Source organism: Rhodococcus sp. FW305-130 (assembly GCF_058788335.1).
The window spans coordinates 454,603-471,827 of record NZ_JBYTAP010000004.1; the positions used below are offsets into that span (position 1 = coordinate 454,603).

General features: G+C 62.1%; 18 protein-coding genes and 1 tRNA gene. 13 read left to right on the forward strand and 6 right to left on the reverse strand.

Annotated features, from left to right (window positions below; genetic code table 11):
• Positions 1-5: 5 nt before the first annotated feature.
• Positions 6-881, reverse strand: coding sequence for a hypothetical protein (locus AC3WQS_RS15225; RefSeq protein ID WP_019746482.1), 876 nt, complete (start codon positions 879-881; stop codon positions 6-8).
• Complete coding sequence (locus AC3WQS_RS15230) at positions 878-2,023, reverse strand: DNA cytosine methyltransferase (protein ID WP_174531793.1); 1,146 nt, start codon at positions 2,021-2,023, stop codon at positions 878-880. The genes AC3WQS_RS15225 and AC3WQS_RS15230 overlap by 4 nt, the downstream gene beginning before the upstream one ends.
• A 238-nt stretch (positions 2,024-2,261) precedes the next feature.
• On the opposite strand from AC3WQS_RS15230, the gene AC3WQS_RS15235 reads away from it, so the two are divergent.
• Positions 2,262-2,849, forward strand: coding sequence for a putative glycolipid-binding domain-containing protein (locus tag AC3WQS_RS15235; RefSeq protein WP_019746484.1), 588 nt, complete (start codon positions 2,262-2,264; stop codon positions 2,847-2,849).
• Between the two features lie 11 nt (positions 2,850-2,860).
• Here AC3WQS_RS15235 and AC3WQS_RS15240 read toward each other — a convergent pair whose 3' ends face one another.
• Positions 2,861-3,835 carry a prephenate dehydrogenase gene (locus tag AC3WQS_RS15240; RefSeq protein WP_020905861.1) on the reverse strand — a complete coding sequence of 325 codons (975 nt, stop codon included), beginning with the start codon at positions 3,833-3,835 and terminating at the stop codon, positions 2,861-2,863.
• Positions 3,836-3,883: 48 nt separating this feature from the next.
• Here AC3WQS_RS15240 and AC3WQS_RS15245 point away from each other — a divergent pair, with 48 nt between their 5' ends.
• The 4 genes from AC3WQS_RS15245 (at position 3,884) to AC3WQS_RS15260 (ending at position 5,363) form a co-directional block, all read left to right on the forward strand.
• Positions 3,884-4,423 carry a tRNA adenosine deaminase-associated protein gene (locus AC3WQS_RS15245; protein WP_003943823.1) on the forward strand — a complete coding sequence of 180 codons (540 nt, stop codon included), beginning with the start codon at positions 3,884-3,886 and terminating at the stop codon, positions 4,421-4,423.
• Complete coding sequence (locus AC3WQS_RS15250) at positions 4,424-4,885, forward strand: nucleoside deaminase (RefSeq protein ID WP_084324992.1); 462 nt, start codon at positions 4,424-4,426, stop codon at positions 4,883-4,885.
• A 139-nt stretch (positions 4,886-5,024) separates the two neighbouring features.
• Positions 5,025-5,216 (forward strand): CsbD family protein, encoded by a 192-nt coding sequence (locus tag AC3WQS_RS15255; RefSeq protein ID WP_003943869.1) that lies wholly within the window; start codon positions 5,025-5,027, stop codon positions 5,214-5,216.
• 56 nt (positions 5,217-5,272) lie between these two features.
• Positions 5,273-5,363: transfer RNA gene (locus AC3WQS_RS15260), tRNA-Ser, on the forward strand.
• Positions 5,364-5,589: 226 nt separating this feature from the next.
• Here the strand turns inward: AC3WQS_RS15260 and AC3WQS_RS15265 are convergent.
• A complete protein-coding gene (locus AC3WQS_RS15265) occupies positions 5,590-5,844 on the reverse strand; it encodes a hypothetical protein (protein ID WP_492713210.1) in 255 nt (84 codons plus the stop codon).
• A gap of 164 nt (positions 5,845-6,008) precedes the next feature.
• On the opposite strand from AC3WQS_RS15265, the gene AC3WQS_RS15270 reads away from it, so the two are divergent.
• The 3 genes from AC3WQS_RS15270 (at position 6,009) to AC3WQS_RS15280 (ending at position 7,505) form a co-directional block, all read left to right on the forward strand.
• Positions 6,009-6,692: a YceI family protein gene (locus AC3WQS_RS15270; protein WP_019746487.1), complete on the forward strand. Its 684-nt coding sequence runs from the start codon at positions 6,009-6,011 to the stop codon at positions 6,690-6,692.
• 123 nt (positions 6,693-6,815) lie between these two features.
• A complete protein-coding gene (locus AC3WQS_RS15275; protein WP_029254268.1) occupies positions 6,816-7,166 on the forward strand; it encodes a YidH family protein in 351 nt (116 codons plus the stop codon).
• A complete protein-coding gene (locus AC3WQS_RS15280; protein WP_019746489.1) occupies positions 7,167-7,505 on the forward strand; it encodes a DUF202 domain-containing protein in 339 nt (112 codons plus the stop codon).
• Here the strand turns inward: AC3WQS_RS15280 and AC3WQS_RS15285 are convergent.
• Positions 7,471-8,412 (reverse strand): sterol desaturase family protein, encoded by a 942-nt coding sequence (locus tag AC3WQS_RS15285; protein WP_211918627.1) that lies wholly within the window; start codon positions 8,410-8,412, stop codon positions 7,471-7,473. The two genes, AC3WQS_RS15280 and AC3WQS_RS15285, sit on opposite strands and share 35 nt — an antisense overlap.
• A 128-nt stretch (positions 8,413-8,540) precedes the next feature.
• Here AC3WQS_RS15285 and AC3WQS_RS15290 point away from each other — a divergent pair, with 128 nt between their 5' ends.
• The gene (locus AC3WQS_RS15290; RefSeq protein ID WP_003943908.1) at positions 8,541-8,996 is read left to right on the forward strand and encodes an RrF2 family transcriptional regulator; all 456 of its coding nucleotides are present in this window, start codon (positions 8,541-8,543) and stop codon (positions 8,994-8,996) included.
• Positions 8,997-9,008: 12 nt separating this feature from the next.
• On the opposite strand, the gene AC3WQS_RS15295 is transcribed toward AC3WQS_RS15290, so the two are convergent.
• Positions 9,009-10,118 carry a GGDEF domain-containing protein gene (locus tag AC3WQS_RS15295; RefSeq protein ID WP_113683484.1) on the reverse strand — a complete coding sequence of 370 codons (1,110 nt, stop codon included), beginning with the start codon at positions 10,116-10,118 and terminating at the stop codon, positions 9,009-9,011.
• A 250-nt stretch (positions 10,119-10,368) separates the two neighbouring features.
• On the opposite strand from AC3WQS_RS15295, the gene AC3WQS_RS15300 reads away from it, so the two are divergent.
• The 4 genes from AC3WQS_RS15300 (at position 10,369) to AC3WQS_RS15315 (ending at position 17,200) form a co-directional block, all read left to right on the forward strand.
• Complete coding sequence (locus tag AC3WQS_RS15300) at positions 10,369-10,998, forward strand: TetR/AcrR family transcriptional regulator (protein WP_007731646.1); 630 nt, start codon at positions 10,369-10,371, stop codon at positions 10,996-10,998.
• A 71-nt stretch (positions 10,999-11,069) separates the two neighbouring features.
• Positions 11,070-13,424, forward strand: a complete 2,355-nt coding sequence (locus tag AC3WQS_RS15305; protein WP_019746493.1) for an MMPL family transporter — start codon at positions 11,070-11,072, stop codon at positions 13,422-13,424.
• A 114-nt stretch (positions 13,425-13,538) separates the two neighbouring features.
• The gene (locus AC3WQS_RS15310; RefSeq protein WP_021332868.1) at positions 13,539-15,272 is read left to right on the forward strand and encodes an ABC transporter ATP-binding protein; all 1,734 of its coding nucleotides are present in this window, start codon (positions 13,539-13,541) and stop codon (positions 15,270-15,272) included.
• A complete protein-coding gene (locus AC3WQS_RS15315; RefSeq protein WP_021332869.1) occupies positions 15,269-17,200 on the forward strand; it encodes an ABC transporter ATP-binding protein in 1,932 nt (643 codons plus the stop codon). The genes AC3WQS_RS15310 and AC3WQS_RS15315 overlap by 4 nt, the downstream gene beginning before the upstream one ends.
• Positions 17,201-17,225: the final 25 nt, after the last annotated feature.

Consider the following 17,225-nt stretch of genomic DNA (forward strand, 5'->3'; position numbering starts at 1 on the left):
TTCCCTCAGCCGTCGGAATCGTCGCTGTCTTCGGGATCGGACCAGGTGGGCGCAAACCTGTTGCGACGCTCCACTTCACCGTGCACGACGGTCACGAAGTCGGTGAACGAGAGCGTCTGAGCTTCGGTGGGCCGGCCGTTGCGCGGCGGCGGCTCGTCGACGTCGAAGAACCGAACCGCGCCATCGGGTTCGTAGAGTCCGATGTAGACCTTCTCGAAGAGGTCGTAGCGGGTGTCCTCGGCGCCGAGATCCACCCAGGCCTTTCCTGGAACGCCGACCACTGCGCGCTTGCCCCGGCCCGAGCGCTTCGAGAGCGTCGTGACGTGGTGTGCAAAAGAGGATTTGCCGGTGTCGCTGGTCTTGGTCGGGTCGCCGTCGTCGCACGTGGCGTACGGCTCGAACATGACGGCGACCAACACGCTGTACGGCTGACGCTGATGCAGAACCATTGCCTCGCCACGCAATTCGTGGTCGTTGCGGACGATGTTCTTGGTCCACCGTCCAAGTTTTCCGCTGCGGGGACTGTAGTCCTGGAAGTTGTACGTCTTGATGGAGACGCAGAGGATCAGGCCGAGAGTGGGGTCGAGTGCCTTGACGTCCAAGCGCTTTCGGCCCTTGGCGACATCAACGGTTGCCTCCTGGCCTTCGCCGGACGCTGTCGGGGTGATGTTGGGATACAGCGGACGCAGAGCGTCGGCCACCGTCTGTGCCAGTTGATTGGACAGTCGCTGGGCGTAGTTCTTCTTCTCGCCGCGATCGGCGTCGGCCGGGGGCTTGTCGCCCGCGAGTTGCAGTGCGCTCCAGAGTGGTTCGTGTTCCGGCTCGGAAAACAGCGGTTCGGGGAATAGTGTTTCAGGTTCGGGGAACAGTGATTCCGTCATGCCGCGGCCTCGGGGTATCCGCCCATCCGCTCGAGATGGCTTTCGACGTCCTCGATGAAACCGGGGATGAACCGAAGATTGCCCATGCGTGCGCGCTTGAGGAAGCCGGCTGTGGCCCGCGCCGACAGCAACCGCGTGTCCTCGAGGAAGCCACTCAGATCCTCGTAGTCGTACTGGACCGGCCAGGTCGAGGTGTGGACGCGGAAGGCTTGGCGGTTACGGCCCCACGCCGCACTCGGCCACGCGTCGCCCGGTTCGAGTGGCGTTTCGCCGGCGGCGTCGTATTCGATGGGATCGTTCAGCCGGCCACCGACCCACGACGCCATCCGCACGCTCACGGCATTGCCGACGAGCTTCCATCGGTGGCTGTGGCGTAGGCCGGGAACCTCGACGGACGGAAGCGTCCAGTCGGGATCGAAACCCTGCAGGCGTTCGGCGTCGACGAGGCCGGGAGTGACGATCTCACCGGACGGCAACCGGACCGCCGGCTGGCTGGGGATGCCGACGGACGAGCCGCCCTTGAGTGTCGGCACGGCATTGACGGCCCATCCGAGTCCGCGGGTGCCTTCGGTCCAGTAGAAGCCGCAGGGGTAGTCCGCGGGATCACCTCCCAGGCGCTCGCCGGCGTCCTGGCCGAACAGGATTTCGCGAGGATCGTCCGTGCGCGAGGCAAGCATGATGACGCGCTGGCGGCGCTGGGGGAGTCCGAAGGCGCGGGCGTCGACCACCCGGTATGCCCAGGTGTATCCGAGGTCTTCGAGAGCGTCGGTGATGTGCCGCATGGCAGCGCCCTTGCCGAGTTGCAGCATGAACGGAACGTTCTCGATCAACAGCCAGCGCGGGCCTTTCTTGCGCTTGACCAGACGGAACACCTCGTCCACCAGGCCTGAGCGTGCGCCGGTGATGCCTGCTGTTTTGCCGGCTTGAGAGAGGTCCTGGCAGGGGAAACCGGCGGCCACCAATTCGATGTCGCTGGGCAGCGCGCGCAGTTTGGTGACGTCGCCGTGCAACGGCACGTCGGCGAAACGCGAACGGAGAACTGCCTGGGCGCCCGGATCGATTTCACACAGCAGTTCGGTGTTCCACCCATGTTCCGAGAGCCCCAACTCGAGCCCGCCGATACCGGCAAACAAACCCACCATGCTCCGCGACGACGTCACAGCACCCTTCCTCACGAACCGACCTAGAAGCACGGTACTCGAGAACTCCGACACCGTTTGCCAACTATTCGGTCTGCGGGGTGCTCCTGGCGGAAGAAGCGTTGTGAAACGGCTTACATCGAGATCTTCGGGGCCGATCGAAGTCCCTAAAAGGTCCCTGATCGAAGCAATAACCCGAACCAGCGGTGCTCCGCGCCCGTTCGTCCATTACCGTGGTCGGGTGAGCATCCAACCTTCCGGTGACGCGTCCTGGCCCGCGGTATTGACCTGGCAGGCCCACAACGCTCCTCGTATGGAGTCTGTTCGTGTGCAGCTGAACGGAAATCGCATCAAGGCTTCCGGCCGGATCATCGGTGGAGCCTGCAGTGAGCACCCGGCATTCAGTGCGTCATACGACCTGGTCACCGACGAGGCCGGCATCACCCGCAGGCTGTCGGTGCGGACCGCCCTGGCCGCCGGTGAGCGTCAGATGTCGATCAGCCGGGACGAAGAAGGCACCTGGATGGTCGAGAACGGCGCCAGTCACCAGCGCTCTGCGTTCGATGGCGCACTCGATGTCGACGTGATCCTCAGCCCGTTCTTCAACACGCTGCCCATCCGCCGCGTCGGCTTGCAGAACGACATCGAAGACGCCGAGGTCCCGGTCGTCTACGTCAACCTTCTGGACCTGCGTGTCGAGGGTGCGACCATCACCTACAGCAGCGGCACCGACGGAATCAGTGTGCTGTCCCCGGTGTCCAGCTCGACGCTGGCCGTCGATACCGAAGGCTTTGTTCTCGACTACCCGGGTCTGGCAACTCGAATCTAGGTTTCGTACTTCTAGGTTTCGGATCGCCGGATGACACCACCGCGTCGACCGGCGTCCCGCATCCGCTCGATCCAGTCGGGTTCTCCGACCTGAACGTCTTCGATGTCCCAACGCTCGTGCGACTCGTAAGCGCCGCGCGCAGCGAACCCCGAGTCGACCAATCGTGCCGTGGAGCCGTTGTCGAGCAGATCGGTGCGTGCACCCTGCAAAAGGTCGAGCGCTTCGTCCAGCGCGACCAGCAGGGCGTCACGGTTGCCCTCGCACATCGCCCGCACCAGGCCAGGAGCGCTCCCGGCTACGCGGGTGCCGTCGCGAAATGACCCGGCGGCCAGCCCAAGAGCCAGTTCGCCGCCGGCAGCTCCGGTGATCGCGAGTGTTTCCGCCAGTAGGTGGGGCAGGTGAGAGATACGCGCGACTGCTCGATCGTGCTCGAGAGATTCGGCCGGCACGACCACCGAGCCGCAGTCGAGTGCAAGGTCGGCGACCTGCGACCACACGTCTGCATCGACGCCTTCGTCGGTGGCAACGACCCACACCGCGTCGACGAACAGATCGGCATCCCCGACCGCCCAACCCGAAGCTGACGTCCCCGTCATCGGATGACCGCCCACGAACTTGGCGCTCAAGCCCGCTCGTTCGACCGCGGCCTTCACTTCGCCCTTGACACTGACGACGTCCGTGATCGGATTGTTCGGCGCATGCGCGGCGATTGCCTCCAAGGTGGCGTCGACGGCAGGCATCGGCACGGCGATCACAATGATCGCACCGCTCTCGTTCGCTCTCTGCAGCACTGAAACCAGATCGGTGTCGGCGTCGAAACCGTCGGCTCGGGCCGCGTCGGCGGACTCGCTGGAACGGTTGTAACCCCACGCCTGACGGCCGGATCGGACGGCGGCGCGAAGTAGCGAACCGCCGATCAATCCGAGGCCGAGAACGCAGACTGGTGGGGCGGAATCGATCGCAGACACGAGTTCAGGTTGGCACATCGATGCTCGGACTTCACTCACTGGCACCAGGCGGGCTACCGTTGCGCCATGGGTGCACAGCGCGCGGGTAACAAGAGCGCCTCTTCGAACCAGTCGGAGGAGCTTGAAGGCTTCGGTGTCGCGGTGGTCCGTGAAGAGGGGCGTTGGACGGTCAAGGCACTGACGCCCGACGCGTTGACCTCGCTCTCGGCCGCCGAAACGCAGCTGCGTGAGCTGCGAAGTTCGGGTGCCGTCTTCGGTCTTCTCGACGTCGACGACGAGTTCTTCATCGTGTTGCGTCCGGCGCCGTCCGGCACGCAGTTGCTGATTTCCGACGCGACCGCCGCCATCGACTACGACATCGCAGCTGACGTCCTCGACGCCTTGCACATCGAGATCCCCGACATCGACCCGGACGACCTCGACGATGTCGAACCCTGGGAAGAGGGCGATCTGTCCGTGCTGGCCGATCTGGGCCTGCCGGAACCCGTGCTCGCTGTCATCGCGGCCGAGACCGATCTTTATCCGGACGAGCAGTTGGGGATGATCGCGCAGCGACTCGGGTTCGCATCCGAGTTCGGCGCAGCGCTCGACAAGCTCCCGCGCTAGATGACTCTCGCTGACGATCAGCGCATGATCCGTGCGGCCATCGTGGCCGCACGTTCCGCCTCCGACGCTGACGTCCCGGTCGGGGCAGTGGTGTTCGACGCAGACGGCGTCGAAGTTGCTCGGGCCGCCAATGCCCGGGAAGCGTCGTCCGATCCGACCGCGCATGCCGAAATCCTGGCGCTGCGTGCTGCCGCAAAAATCTACGGCGACGGCTGGCGCCTTGAAGGTGCGACGCTGGCCGTCACCCTCGAGCCCTGCACGATGTGTGCGGGCGCTCTGGTCCTCGCCCGGGTTTCTCGGGTCGTTTTCGGGGCGTGGGAGCCGAAAACCGGAGCCGTCGGATCATTATGGGACGTAGTTCGAGATAAAAGATTGACCTATCGGCCGCAGGTGCGCGGCGGGGTCCTCGAGGACGAATGCGCTGGGCTTTTGGAAGATTTCTTCCGCGAGCAGCGGGCCTGAAATAGGTATTCCCCATCGAGAGTGATCGCACACTCGGGTAGCCGGAACCGGTAATCACGGGCATGGTGGAGATCAGATGCCGTCAGGGTATCGGCGAATCGCCGGAAGGTGATTCGTTCGCGTTCACAGAGGAGTACTCATGGGAATCGCAGACAAGGCTCAGAACAAGGCCGAAGACCTCGGGGGCAAGGCCAAGGAAGCTGCTGGCAGCGCTACCGGTGACCGGGACCTCGAAAACGAAGGTAAAGGCGACCAGGTGAAATCGGCCGTCAAGGATGCCGGCGAGAAGGTCAAGGACGCCGCATCCAGCATCAAGGACAAGCTCACGTAATACCGCTCCACCTGGCGATTTCGGCCACGGGCACTCCATCCGGTAAAGTCACCAACGGTGGCGTGTCCGAGCGGCCTAAGGAGCACGCCTCGAAAGCGTGTGACGGGTAACCCCCGTCCGAGGGTTCAAATCCCTCCGCCACCGCCAAAGCTCCCCACCTGTTCACGCAGGTGGGGAGCTTTTTTGTATGGTAAACCTGGCGTGCGAGCGCTGACGACCGTCAGGACGGACACGCTCCGACTGGACCATCGGACGACCGGCCAGTCCGCCATTCGGACGAGGACAGCGCTGGACTTCGGAGGAGATCGGAAGCCGCACTAAGTCTTATGGGGGAGGGGCCGTCCTCCGGTGGACATTCACAGGTTGACGAAGTTCAGGAGCGGCGAGCGATCCACTCTGCAGCGGCGGCATCGATGTCCTGCTTCAGCTTCTCGAAGAACGAGGGTGGCGGGGTAGGGATCAAATCTGCTGCGGTAGTGAGGGATCGACTGAGGGCGATCCGACGCTCGCGTAACTCGTCGTCGGTCAGGAGCGTCAGGTCCGCCATTGCGAGCCCCCCCCCGATCGGTGTGATTCGTGTTTCGGGCAGACCGTGCGCATCGGGATCGATGCATGATTCGATGCGCACGGCCCAGGCACTCCAGGCTGGGGGCCGGAATGCAAAACCACTTTACCAAATGATTACTAATGGCTGCGGGTGTGCCCGCTTTCGGTGTTCGTGGAGCGCTTTCACAGGGTTCTCCCAGGTCGTAAGTCCTGACAATCGTTGAAGCTGCAACTATCGTCGAACCCATGAAAAAGATCTGGTGGATCGGCGGAGCAGTAGTTGTGGTCGTACTCGCCCTGCTTGTGGGGCCGTGGGCGTACGGGAAATTCATCGCTGAAGACGATGCGCCGGCGGCCGTGGTATCCACTCAGGGCGCAGAAGCGGCGTCCGGATCGATCGACGGGCAGTGGACCGTCGTCGCCGGGCAGGGGGACAACCAGACGGCAGCGGGATACACCGTGCACGAGATTCTGAACGGATCGAGTGTGACCGTCGTCGGAACCACGGGCGAGGTGAGCGGAAACGCGGTTGTCGAGGGTGAAAAGCTCACTTCAGGCGAAGTGACGGTGCAGGTGGCAAGCATCAAGACCGACTCGGATCGGCGCGACGGCCAGTTCACGGGCAATGTGATGGATACCAGCACGTATCCGACGGCGACGTTCACGATCGACTCGCCGGTGGACTTGGCTGCTGTGCCGACGGACGGAACAACGGCGACGGTCACGGTGTCTGGCACCTTGACACTCAAAGGTCAGTCCAAGCCGGTGTCGGTCGACATGACCGTGCTGCATTCGGGTGATTCGCTGATCGCATCGGGCTCGATTCCGGTCACCTGGACCGATTTCGGAGTTGAACCCCCGTCCCTCGGTTTTGTCACCGTCGACGCCAGTGGATCGGTGGACTTCCTCGTCTCACTCGCCGCGAGCTGAATTACGTCTACCCGATTCGCACTGCTTCGGGGCGGGCAGGGAAGATTAAGGACATGACCTTCCTTTCTTGTTGTCCGTTCCGAAGACAGTGTGCGATTTCTGCCCGGACGGAATGAACAGGTGATGCCCCGGTGGAAACCGTTCCGAACGGGTGAAGACCCCGATCCACGGTTCACTCTCGCCAATGAGCGGACGTATCTGGCCTGGATCCGCACGGCGACGGCCTTTGTCGCGTCGGGCGTCGGACTCGAAGCGTTCGGCGGCGACATTCTCAACCCGACGGTTCGTGCCGGCTTGGCCGCGTTGTTACTCGTCGGCGGCGCTCTGATCGCCATCACTTCTTTTGTTCACTGGATCAGCGCCGAGCGAGCACTGCGTGCTGAGCGCCCGTTGCCGGTACCGCTCATGGCGCCGGTGGTCGGCATCGTGCTGGTGATCTGCGCGACCGTCCTTGTGGTCGAGGTGGTGAACTGATTGACCGCGCTGGAACCGTCGGAAGGTGTTAAGCCTCCGGACAAGGGCTTGCAGTCCGAGCGCACATCGCTCTCGTTCGTACGGACGAGTCTGTCGATCCTCGGCTTGTCTGCCGCCTGTTTGAGATGGTTGCCGCCGTTCGGTTCGGTAGCACTGATCGGCCCGTCCCTCGCTGCCGTGCTTGTCGTGGCGGTGACGGTCTACGAACGTCGGTCGCGACCCAGGAGGTTGGCCCAATTCTCAGCCGAAAAGGCAACGCCTGCTTTGGGTATGGGTGCTGCTCTCGCGGTCGCCCTGCTCCTGCTCAGTGCGACGGGGCTGTGGATTCTGCTGAAGTAATCTCGGCTTTCGGTGCCCAGCCGGGTGGGCCGAACACGTAGCCTGCGCGCTGGCGCCACGACTTCGACGCTTTCCAGTCGCGAGCGATGGCAGCGTATTCGCGTGTTTGGAGCTTCCAGATGTTGTACGTTCCGACCGGCGTCGTGAGTCCGTAGGTGGGCCGGTGGGTTTCGGCTGCGAATGTTCCGAACATCCGGTCCCAGATGATGAGGATTCCGGCGTAGTTGCGGTCGAGGTACTCGGCGTCGGAGCCGTGGTGGACGCGATGGTGCGACGGCGTGTTGAAGATGAATTCGATGGGCCGCCAAAGTTTTCCGACACGTTCGGTGTGGACGAAGAACTGGTAGACGAGGCTGACGGAGAAGCCGACGAACACCATCCACGGCGGAATCCCGAGGAACGGCAACGGCAACCACATGATGATCTCACCGCTGTTGTTCCACTTCTGCCGCAGTGCGGTGCTGAAGTTGAAGTACTCACTCGAATGGTGAGCCTGGTGTGTGGCCCAGATGACCCGAACTCGGTGCGCGATGCGGTGATACGCGTAATAGAGGACGTCGATTCCGAGCAGCAGGATCACCCAGGTGTACCAGGCCGTCGGCGAGAGGTGCCACGGAGCGAGGTACACCCAGATTGCGGAATAGCCGATCAGCGCCAGCACTTTCCAGAAGGTGCTCGTTGCGATCGACACGAGTCCGAGCAGAACGCTGGTTCTGGCGTCGACGCTTCGGTAGCCGCCTTCCTCGGGTCGTGCGCGTCCGTCGGCGTCGTCGGGATGATCCTCGAGAGCTCGGGCCGCGAACCATTCGATTGCCAGGAAGATGACAAACGCGGGGATTGCGAGCGTGACTGGATCATGGAGCGGTTCGAGAAGTGACTTCCATGATTCGAGAAGGGTTTCCCACACGCGATTTGTCCTGTTCTCTAGCTTCGATCGTTACATCATGCATCAAAATGTAACGCCATGGAACCCTTTGCGGCGAAGAACTCGCAGGTTTGTTGCGACTATTCATAGAACGATGGTAGGAATTGCCGGTGCATATCACCGCGAAGGTGGACTACGCCGTGCGGACTCTGGTCGAGCTCGCGGCAGTAGGTCCTGACCCGGCCAAGGCCGAGTTTCTCGCCAAATCCCAGGTCATACCCCACAAGTTCCTGGAAGCGGTGCTCTCGGACCTGCGGCGCGGCGGCTTGGTCAACAGCCGTCGAGGCCCGGACGGGGGATACTGGCTCGCTCGGTCCGCGGACGAGATCACGATTGCCGACGTCATACGAGCCGTCGAGGGACCGCTTGCTTCGATTCGGGGTCAGCGACCGGAAGACGTCGACTACGGGGGGCCGGCGACGCCCCTCAAGGAGGTGTGGATTGCAGTGCGCGTCAACCTCCGTGCTGTGCTCGAAAATGTCACACTCACCGATGTTGCAGGTGGGGAGTTGCCCGAATTCATTCACGAACTGACGGCAGATCCCGAGGCGTGGAATCGGCGCTGATACAGCCCGGTTTCAGTGTGCCCGTCGACGTGGAACAGTCATAGGAGCAGTGTTCGCAGTGTTGCCTCCCGCGGATTTTGCGTCGTACATCAGATGATCGGCCGCAACGATTGCTCGGGAGAACTCGTTGTAGTCGAACTCTTCCTGATGCGGGATGAAAGGTAGCGTCGCTGCTCCGACGCTGACCGTCGCCAAGGGGTCGTCGGAAGCGTTCACGACGGCTTTGGGCAGTGTCGCGATTCTTTTGCGAAGTCCGTACGGGGTGCCGATCATCACAACGGTGAACTCCTCGCCGCCGGTGCGCGCGGCGTAGCCGAAACCGTTCACATGCTCCTGCAGGCGCGTTCCTGTCCGGATGATGACGGCGTCACCGACTTCGTGACCGAAGGTGTCGTTCACAGCCTTGAACTTGTCGATGTCGACGACGGCAACAGCAATGTCGGCACGATTTGCCGACGCGACCGACCAGATACGCTCCGACATGTCCCACAGCCCTCGCCGGTTCAGGAGTCCGGTGAGTACATCCACCTTGGATCCCGTTGCGCGCGAGAGTAATTGCCGCCAGGTGAATTGAATGGTGGCCGGAATGAAGATCACGGCACACAGTACGACGTCGGTGCGTGCAATCACGCTGGTTGCCGAGTAGTCGCCGTTCGTCAGGCCGAGCACGGTCAGGGCGATGACAAACGTCGTGGCAAAGGCGAGGTGGAATGCCAGCCAGCGGCGGTCGAGAAAATAGGTGAAGTAGGCGCCGGTGGCCACAAAGAGTGCCGCGCCGAAAAGGGCGGCGTTATGGCTGGTGAAGGTGATGAGAATCGAGGCAGTTCCGAGATCCGCCCACAGACCGTAGAGCTTGAGCATGCGTGAACCTCTGATTCGGCCGACAAACCAGAGAATCGTGGGGATCAGGTTGACGGTCGCAATGCCGACGAGCCAACTGCGCGCAAACGGTCCGTCCGGGCCCTCTCCGCTGAGGAGAAACAGGAACGCCACGATCGAGAAATTGAGTGAGCAGAATCCGATGGTGAGACGGACGAGACGTAGTACGGAGCCTCGTCCGGACTTCGATCCCCACAGCATTACCGTGGACGAAACCGGCCAGGTATGCAGGAGCGGGTCCATCAGATTCCTTCGCCGAGCACATTGCGGTTAATTCACCGCAAAGTATGTCAGGCCATGTTGATTCACGCGTCAACTTGGCAGTGGGCGTCACGCCGTGGAGCTGCTCACAACTCTCTCTGTCGCGCTGTTCAGGCATTTGCCGTGCGTGAGTGTGAGGTACGCCTCGAGTTTCCGTGCTGTGTGTTCGATCGCACAATATTGCAGACCTCTGCAAAGTTGCAGAGCTCTGCAAGTTGGGTACCGTGTTGGAGTGATCATCGAACAAGGCCTTCGCGACCGCAAGAAGGCAGCAACCCGTGCCGCACTCAGTGGCGCGGCAGCACGGCTCGCTCGTGCGCTGGGGATCGAATGCGTCACCGCTGACGCGATCGCCTCCGAGGCCGGAGTGTCGACGAGGACGTTCCACAACTACTTCTCCAGCAAGGAGGAGGCAGTGCTCGCCAGTTTCGAGGAATCGGTGAACCTGTGGATCGAGGCGCTTGCGTCGCGGCCCGCGGACGAACCAATTCTCGACGTCCTCGAAGAACTTGTGGTCGAAATCGTGAACGACTCAGGTCCGAGTGGGAGTGAGAAGGCAAGTATCTGGCTGCTGTCGGATTCGAGTCCCGCGCTCTACCGGGATGCCGCAGACATGCATCAGCGGATCAACCGTGCAGTCGTTCAGGCATTGGCGGAACGCACCGGTACCGACGCCGAGAAGGACCTGTACCCGACGCTCCTCCTCGGAGCGGTGGGCGGAGCCGCTAAATCGGTGATCGACGTCTGGACTGGCGGAAAGTCGGAGGCTTCCAGTCCGGAAGAGTTGGTTCACGACGCTTTTCGGCAGATTCGTGCCGGATTGCCCGCGCCGCCGCCCGCCCCTGAGATGTCGCGTCCCTGAGATGTCCCGTCTCTGAGCCCCACACGTAATACCTGTCCACGTACACGCACCGAAACAGCAAGGAGCCCGTCGTGGCCACCTATCTTTATCGGATCGGCAAGTTCGCCTACCGGCGAAAAGGCGCGGTCCTCAGCGTTTGGCTGATAATCCTGGTCCTGATGGGCGTCGGGGCAGCCACTCTGTCCGGCCCCACCAAGGATTCGTTCTCCATTCCGGGAACCCCGGCACAGCAGGCGCAAGACCTGATGGCGGAGCGTTTTCCCGACGCGCCCAACCCGATGGATTCGCTGAGCGCGCGATACGTAGTGCAAGCTCCGGCGGGCACGACGCTGGCCGATCCGGCGAACGTCAAGGCCATGGACGACATGCTCGCGAGTATTCGTGGCATCGACAAGGTCGCCGACTCCGCCAAGGTGGACCCGGCGACTGCCACTCCGGAACAGGCCGCGAAGGCGTTGGTCAATCCGGTTACCGGCAACGACTCCATGGTTGCGATGTTCAAGGAAAAGGCTGCTGCGGCTGGAACTTCCGAGACGCAGGCCGTGGACGACGCGCGCGCGTTGTCGCCGCTCAGTGCCGACGGCACGGTCGGGTACGTCGAGGTTCCGTTCAGCGGTGACTTCGCCGATCTCGATCAGGCGTTGCGTGATTCGATCAACTCCGCAGCCGATGTCGGTCGGGCCGAGGGACTCAATGTCCAGGTCAGTGGTTCTGCTGCTCAGGAAGCGGAGATGCCCGGTGGTGTCACCGAGCTGATCGGTATCGCCGTTGCCGCTGTCGTTCTGGCCATCACGTTCGGTTCGCTTGTGGCCGCGGGGCTTCCGCTCCTCACCGCGATCATCGGTATCGCTATCGGCAGCCTTGGAATCACGGTTGCCACCGGATTCATGGATCTCAGTTCGATGACTCCGACGCTGGCGATCATGATCGGTCTGGCCGTGGCGATCGACTACTCGCTGTTCATCATGTCCAGGTTCAGGCATGAGCTCACCCTCACCGACAACCGTGCCGAAGCAGCAGGTCGCGCCGTCGGAACCGCCGGTTCCGCAGTGGTATTCGCCGGTTTGACAGTCATCATCGCGCTCGTTGCCTTGCGTGTCGTCGGTATCCCGTTCCTCTCGGACATGGGTGCGGCAGCGGCCTTCACGGTGCTGATCGCGGTCCTGATCGCATTGACCTTGCTGCCCGCGATCCTGGGTATGTTCGGGCGCAAGGCTTTTGCCGGCAAGATTCCCTTCCTCAGCAAGCGTGCGGAGGAGTCCGAAAACGATGATTCAGGCAAGCCGAAGCTGGCTCTGCGCTTCATCACCGCCGTCGTTCGTCGTCCGCTCGTGCCGCTGATCGGTGGAGTAGTCCTTCTGGGCGCATTGGCTCTGCCCGCAACGGGATTGAGCCTGGCATTGCCGTCGGAGGCCACCGGTGACCCGGCGACCAGTGCGCGTCAGGCGTACGACCTGATCGACGAGGGCTTCGGTGACGGCCGCAACGGACCGCTGATCGCCGTTGTCGACGCCAAGGATGCCAGCGTCCCCGCCGGGGAGGCCTTTGCGGAGGTCGTCTCGACCATCTCGAGCTTCGGTGACGTCCAGAACGCACAGGTCGTCGGAGTCAACGAGGCCGGCAACACCGCGCAGGTACTGATCACTCCGAAGAGCGGACCGACCGATCCGGCCACGATGGATCTGGTGGGCAGCCTCCGCGGAGCAGAAGCGGGACTCAACGATTCGATCGGCGTCAGCTACGGCATCACCGGTCAGACCGCACTCGAAGGCGACGTCTCGGACACGCTGAAGGATGCATTGGTGCCCTACCTTGCCGTAGTGGTCGGCCTTGCATTCATCTTGTTGCTCTTGGTGTTCCGCTCGATCCTGGTTCCGCTGACCGCGACGCTCGGCTTCCTGCTCAGCGTGCTCGCGACATTCGGTGCGACGGTGGCGATCTTCCAGCACGGTTGGTTGGGCATCATCTCGAACCCGCAACCGCTCGTGAGTTTCATGCCGATCTTCCTGATCGGCGTGGTGTTCGGGTTGGCGATGGACTACCAGGTGTTCCTCGTGACGCGTATGCGTGAGGAGTACGTCCACGGTGCGAGCGCGAAGGAGGCCGTGACAATCGGCTTCAACCACGGTGCCCGCGTGGTCAGTGCGGCCGCGGTCATCATGATCTCCGTGTTCGGTGCCTTCATCGCAGAACCGAACTCGTTCATCAAGTCGATCGGATTCGCGCTCGCCGCGGCGGTGTTCTTCGACGCCTTCATCGTGCGCATGGTCATCATCCCGTCCGTCATGGCACTGCTCGGCGACAAGGCGTGGTGGTTGCCGAAGTGGCTGGACAAGATTCTGCCGAACGTCGACATCGAGGGTGAGAAGCTCAGCAAGGCCCTCCGTGACGAGAAGGAAGCGGAACTGCAGTCCGCATCTGCTTGATCTCTGCTGTGCGCCTTTATTAACCCCCCGCGGTTAATAAAGGCGCACAGCTGTTTTTGTGTATCGAAATATCCAGCGGCACATGTCGGCCAGGATTGGTAACCTTCGCTCACTATGCTGATCAGGCTGCTGCGCACTTATCTGACGCCGTACCGGGGTGAACTCACGGGCGTTGTCGTCCTGCAGTTTATTTCGACTATGGCGGCCCTTTACCTTCCGAGTCTCAACGCCGACATCATCGACAACGGCGTGACCAAAGGCGACACCGGCTACATCCTCTCCACCGGCGGGATGATGCTGATGGTCACGCTGACGCAGATCCTGTGCTCGGTGGGTGCCGTCTTCTTCGGAGCGCGAGTCGCCATGGGCGTCGGACGCGATCTCCGAGCGTCGGTGCTGCATCAGGTCGGGACGTTCTCGGCCAGGGAGGTCGGGCACTTCGGTGCGCCTTCGCTGATCACCCGCAATACCAACGACGTCCAGCAAGTACAGATGATGGTCGTGATGAGTTGCACCATCCTCGTCATGGCTCCGATCATGTGTATCGGCGGCATCATCATGGCTCTACGACAGGACCTGAATCTTTCCTGGATCCTCGGGATCAGCGTCCCGCTCCTCGTAGTCTCGATGGGTTTCCTGATTGCCCGGATGGTCCCCGGATTCCGGGTCATGCAGGGCCGCCTCGACGCCGTCAACCGTGTTCTTCGCGAACAGATCACGGGCATCCGCGTCGTCCGAGCGTTTGTACGGGAACCGTACGAGGTAGAGCGTTTCGGCGACGCCAACCGCGAACTGACGGAGACTGCACTCGGCGTCGGCCGCCTCATGGCACTGATGTTCCCGCTCGTGATGCTGATCAGCAATGTCACCAGCGTCGCGGTCATCTGGTTCGGTGGCCATCAGATCAACGAGGGCTCGATGCAGATCGGCTCGCTCACCGCGATGCTCAGCTACATCATGCAGATCCTGATGGCCGTCATGATGGCCACCTTCATGGCGGTGATGCTGCCGCGTGCGTCGGTGTGCGCCGAACGTATCTCCGAGGTACTCGACACCGATTCCTCGGTGATTCCGCCCGAGAATCCGGTCCTGGAGTTGAAGGACCCGGGCGTCGTCGAACTTCGTGGAGCTCAGTTCCAGTTCCCCGGAGCCGAGGAGCCAGTGTTGCGCGACATCACCTTCCGCGCCGAACCAGGCAAGACGACGGCGATCATCGGCGGCACCGGATCGGGAAAGACCACTCTGCTCAACCTGATTCCACGTTTGATCGACTCCACCTCCGGATCGGTATCGGTGGGCGGCGTCGACGTCCGCGACATCGACACGGAGCTGCTCTGCTCGGTGATCGGTCTGGTCCCGCAGAAGCCGTATCTGTTCTCCGGCACTGTCGCCACCAATCTCCGCTACGGAAACCCCGAAGCTACCGACGAATGGCTGTGGGAGTGCCTCGAGATCGCCCAAGCTGCCGACTTCGTCCGCGCCATGCCAGAAGGCCTGGACACACCGGTGGCACAAGGCGGTACGACGGTATCGGGCGGTCAGCGTCAGAGACTCGCCATCGCCAGAGCGTTGGTGCGTAAGCCGCAGATCTATCTGTTCGACGATTCCTTCTCGGCACTCGACCTCACTACGGACGCAAGGCTGCGGGCGGCGCTCCGGCCGGTCACGCAAGACGCCTGCATAGTCGTTGTCGCGCAGCGTATCTCCACTATCGTCGAGGCCGATCAGATCATCGTGCTCGACGACGGCGCCATCGTGGGGATCGGCACGCACGACGAACTCGTGGTCAGTTGTCCCACCTACGGCGAAATTGTCGCCTCTCAGCTAGCCGTACAGGACGCATCATGAGCAATCGACCGACTTCCTCGCCTCCCATCGGCCCGCCCGGCGGCGCCGATCCCACCAAGAAGGCCATGAACTTCGGCCCTTCGCTCAAGCGTCTCCTCGGTCGCTTGAGCCCGGACAAGCCGATCGTCATCCTGATCTTCGCTTTGGTGACGGCAAGCGTCGTACTTTCCTCGATCGCGCCGAAGATCCTGGGAAACGCCACCAATCTGATCTTCGACGGCATCGTCAGCAAGCAACTCCAGCCGGGGACGACAAAGGAACAGGCTGTCGAAGGATTGCGTGCTTCGGGGCAGGGTCAGCTCGCCGACATGGTGTCCGGCATGGCCGTAGTGCCCGGAACCGGAATCGATTTCGACGCCGTCGGCAAGGTTTTGATGATCGTGCTGCTGCTGTTCGTCTGCGCGTCGCTGTTCAGTTGGCTGCAGGCGTATCTGCTCAACATCGTGGTGCAACGGACCGTTCGCCGTCTGCGTGAGGACGTCGAGCAGAAGATTCATCGACTTCCCTTGCGGTACTTCGATACCCATGCCCGCGGTGACGTACTCTCGCGCGTGACCAATGACATCGACAATGTCGCGCAGAGCTTGCAGCAGACGCTCAGCCAGTTGGTCATGTCGGTGATGACCGTCCTGGGCATTCTGGTGATGATGCTGTGGATCTCGCCGCTACTCGCCCTGATTGCGGTGGCAACTGTTCCGCTGTCGATCATGGTCACGGCGTTCATCGCGAAGCGTTCGCAGAAGCACTTCGTCGCGCAGTGGAAGAGCACTGGCGGAATCAATGCACAGGTCGAGGAAGCCTTCAGTGGCCACGAGTTGGTCAAGGTGTTCGGCCGCCAGCACGAGGTCGAGGAGCGCTTCCGCAAGCAGAACGAGGATCTGTACGAGTCGAGCTTCAAGGCGCAGTTCATCTCCGGTCTGGTCATGCCGGCCGTGATGTTCCTCGGCAACCTCAATTACGTTGCCATCGCAGTGGTGGGTGGTATGCGCGTCGCATCCGGAACGATGACGCTCGGCGACGTGCAGGCGTTCATCCAGTACTCGCGTCAGTTCACCCAGCCGCTCACGCAGATCGCGTCGATGACAAATCTGCTGCAGTCCGGTGTCGCTTCGGCCGAGCGTGTTTTTGCGCTGCTCGACCAAGACGAGCAGTCGGAGGACCCGAAGGGCGCGAAGTCGCCCACGGTTGACAAGGGCCGCGTCAAGTTCGAGAACGTCACCTTCAGTTACAAGCCGGAACAGCCGCTGATCGAGGACTTGTCCCTGACCGCCGAGCCCGGCCAGATGGTTGCGATCGTCGGCCCCACAGGGGCAGGCAAGACCACCCTCGTCAACCTCATCCTGCGGTTCTACGAACTCAATTCCGGCCGAATCACTTTGGACGGTATCGATATCGCCGACATGACGCGAGACGATCTACGTTCACGCATCGGCATGGTTCTGCAGGACGCGTGGCTGTTCGGTGGAACCATCCGCGAGAACATCGCGTACGGCAAGCCTGGTGCCACCGATGAGGAGATTCGTCGTGCGGCCGAGATGAGCTACGTCGACAAGTTCGTGCACTCTCTGCCTGAGGGTTACGACACGGTCATCGACGAGGAAGGCAGCAACGTCAGTGCCGGCGAGAAGCAGCTCATCACCATCGCCCGCGCCTTCATTTCGCAGCCGTCCATCCTGATCCTCGACGAGGCGACCAGTTCGGTGGACACACGCACCGAACTACTGGTTCAGAGCGCCACCGCGGTTTTGCGCAGTGACCGCACCAGTTTTGTCATCGCGCACCGTCTTTCGACAATTCGTGATGCGAACCTGATCGTGGTGATGGAGGAAGGCCGCATCGTGGAGCAGGGGAGCCATGAGGCTCTGCTCGAATCCCGCGGCGCGTACTTCCGTCTGTACAACAGCCAATTCGTGGGCGCGGAGATCTAGTTTCCTCGTTGCAGTCCCTGAGATT

Excerpts from the sequence above, each read along its gene's own strand:
- AC3WQS_RS15225 (WP_019746482.1), bottom strand. The coding sequence starts at position 881 with ATGACGGAATCACTGTTCCCCGAACCTGAAACACTATTCCCCGAACCG.
- AC3WQS_RS15230 (WP_174531793.1), bottom strand. The coding sequence starts at position 2,023 with ATGGTGGGTTTGTTTGCCGGTATCGGCGGGCTCGAGTTGGGGCTCTCG.
- AC3WQS_RS15240 (WP_020905861.1), bottom strand. The coding sequence starts at position 3,835 with ATGTGCCAACCTGAACTCGTGTCTGCGATCGATTCCGCCCCACCAGTC.
- AC3WQS_RS15245 (WP_003943823.1), top strand. The coding sequence starts at position 3,884 with ATGGGTGCACAGCGCGCGGGTAACAAGAGCGCCTCTTCGAACCAGTCG.
- AC3WQS_RS15250 (WP_084324992.1), top strand. The coding sequence starts at position 4,424 with ATGACTCTCGCTGACGATCAGCGCATGATCCGTGCGGCCATCGTGGCC.
- AC3WQS_RS15255 (WP_003943869.1), top strand. The coding sequence starts at position 5,025 with ATGGGAATCGCAGACAAGGCTCAGAACAAGGCCGAAGACCTCGGGGGC.
- AC3WQS_RS15270 (WP_019746487.1), top strand. The coding sequence starts at position 6,009 with ATGAAAAAGATCTGGTGGATCGGCGGAGCAGTAGTTGTGGTCGTACTC.
- AC3WQS_RS15275 (WP_029254268.1), top strand. The coding sequence starts at position 6,816 with ATGCCCCGGTGGAAACCGTTCCGAACGGGTGAAGACCCCGATCCACGG.
- AC3WQS_RS15295 (WP_113683484.1), bottom strand. The coding sequence starts at position 10,118 with ATGGACCCGCTCCTGCATACCTGGCCGGTTTCGTCCACGGTAATGCTG.
- AC3WQS_RS15310 (WP_021332868.1), top strand. The coding sequence starts at position 13,539 with ATGCTGATCAGGCTGCTGCGCACTTATCTGACGCCGTACCGGGGTGAA.
- AC3WQS_RS15315 (WP_021332869.1), top strand. The coding sequence starts at position 15,269 with ATGAGCAATCGACCGACTTCCTCGCCTCCCATCGGCCCGCCCGGCGGC.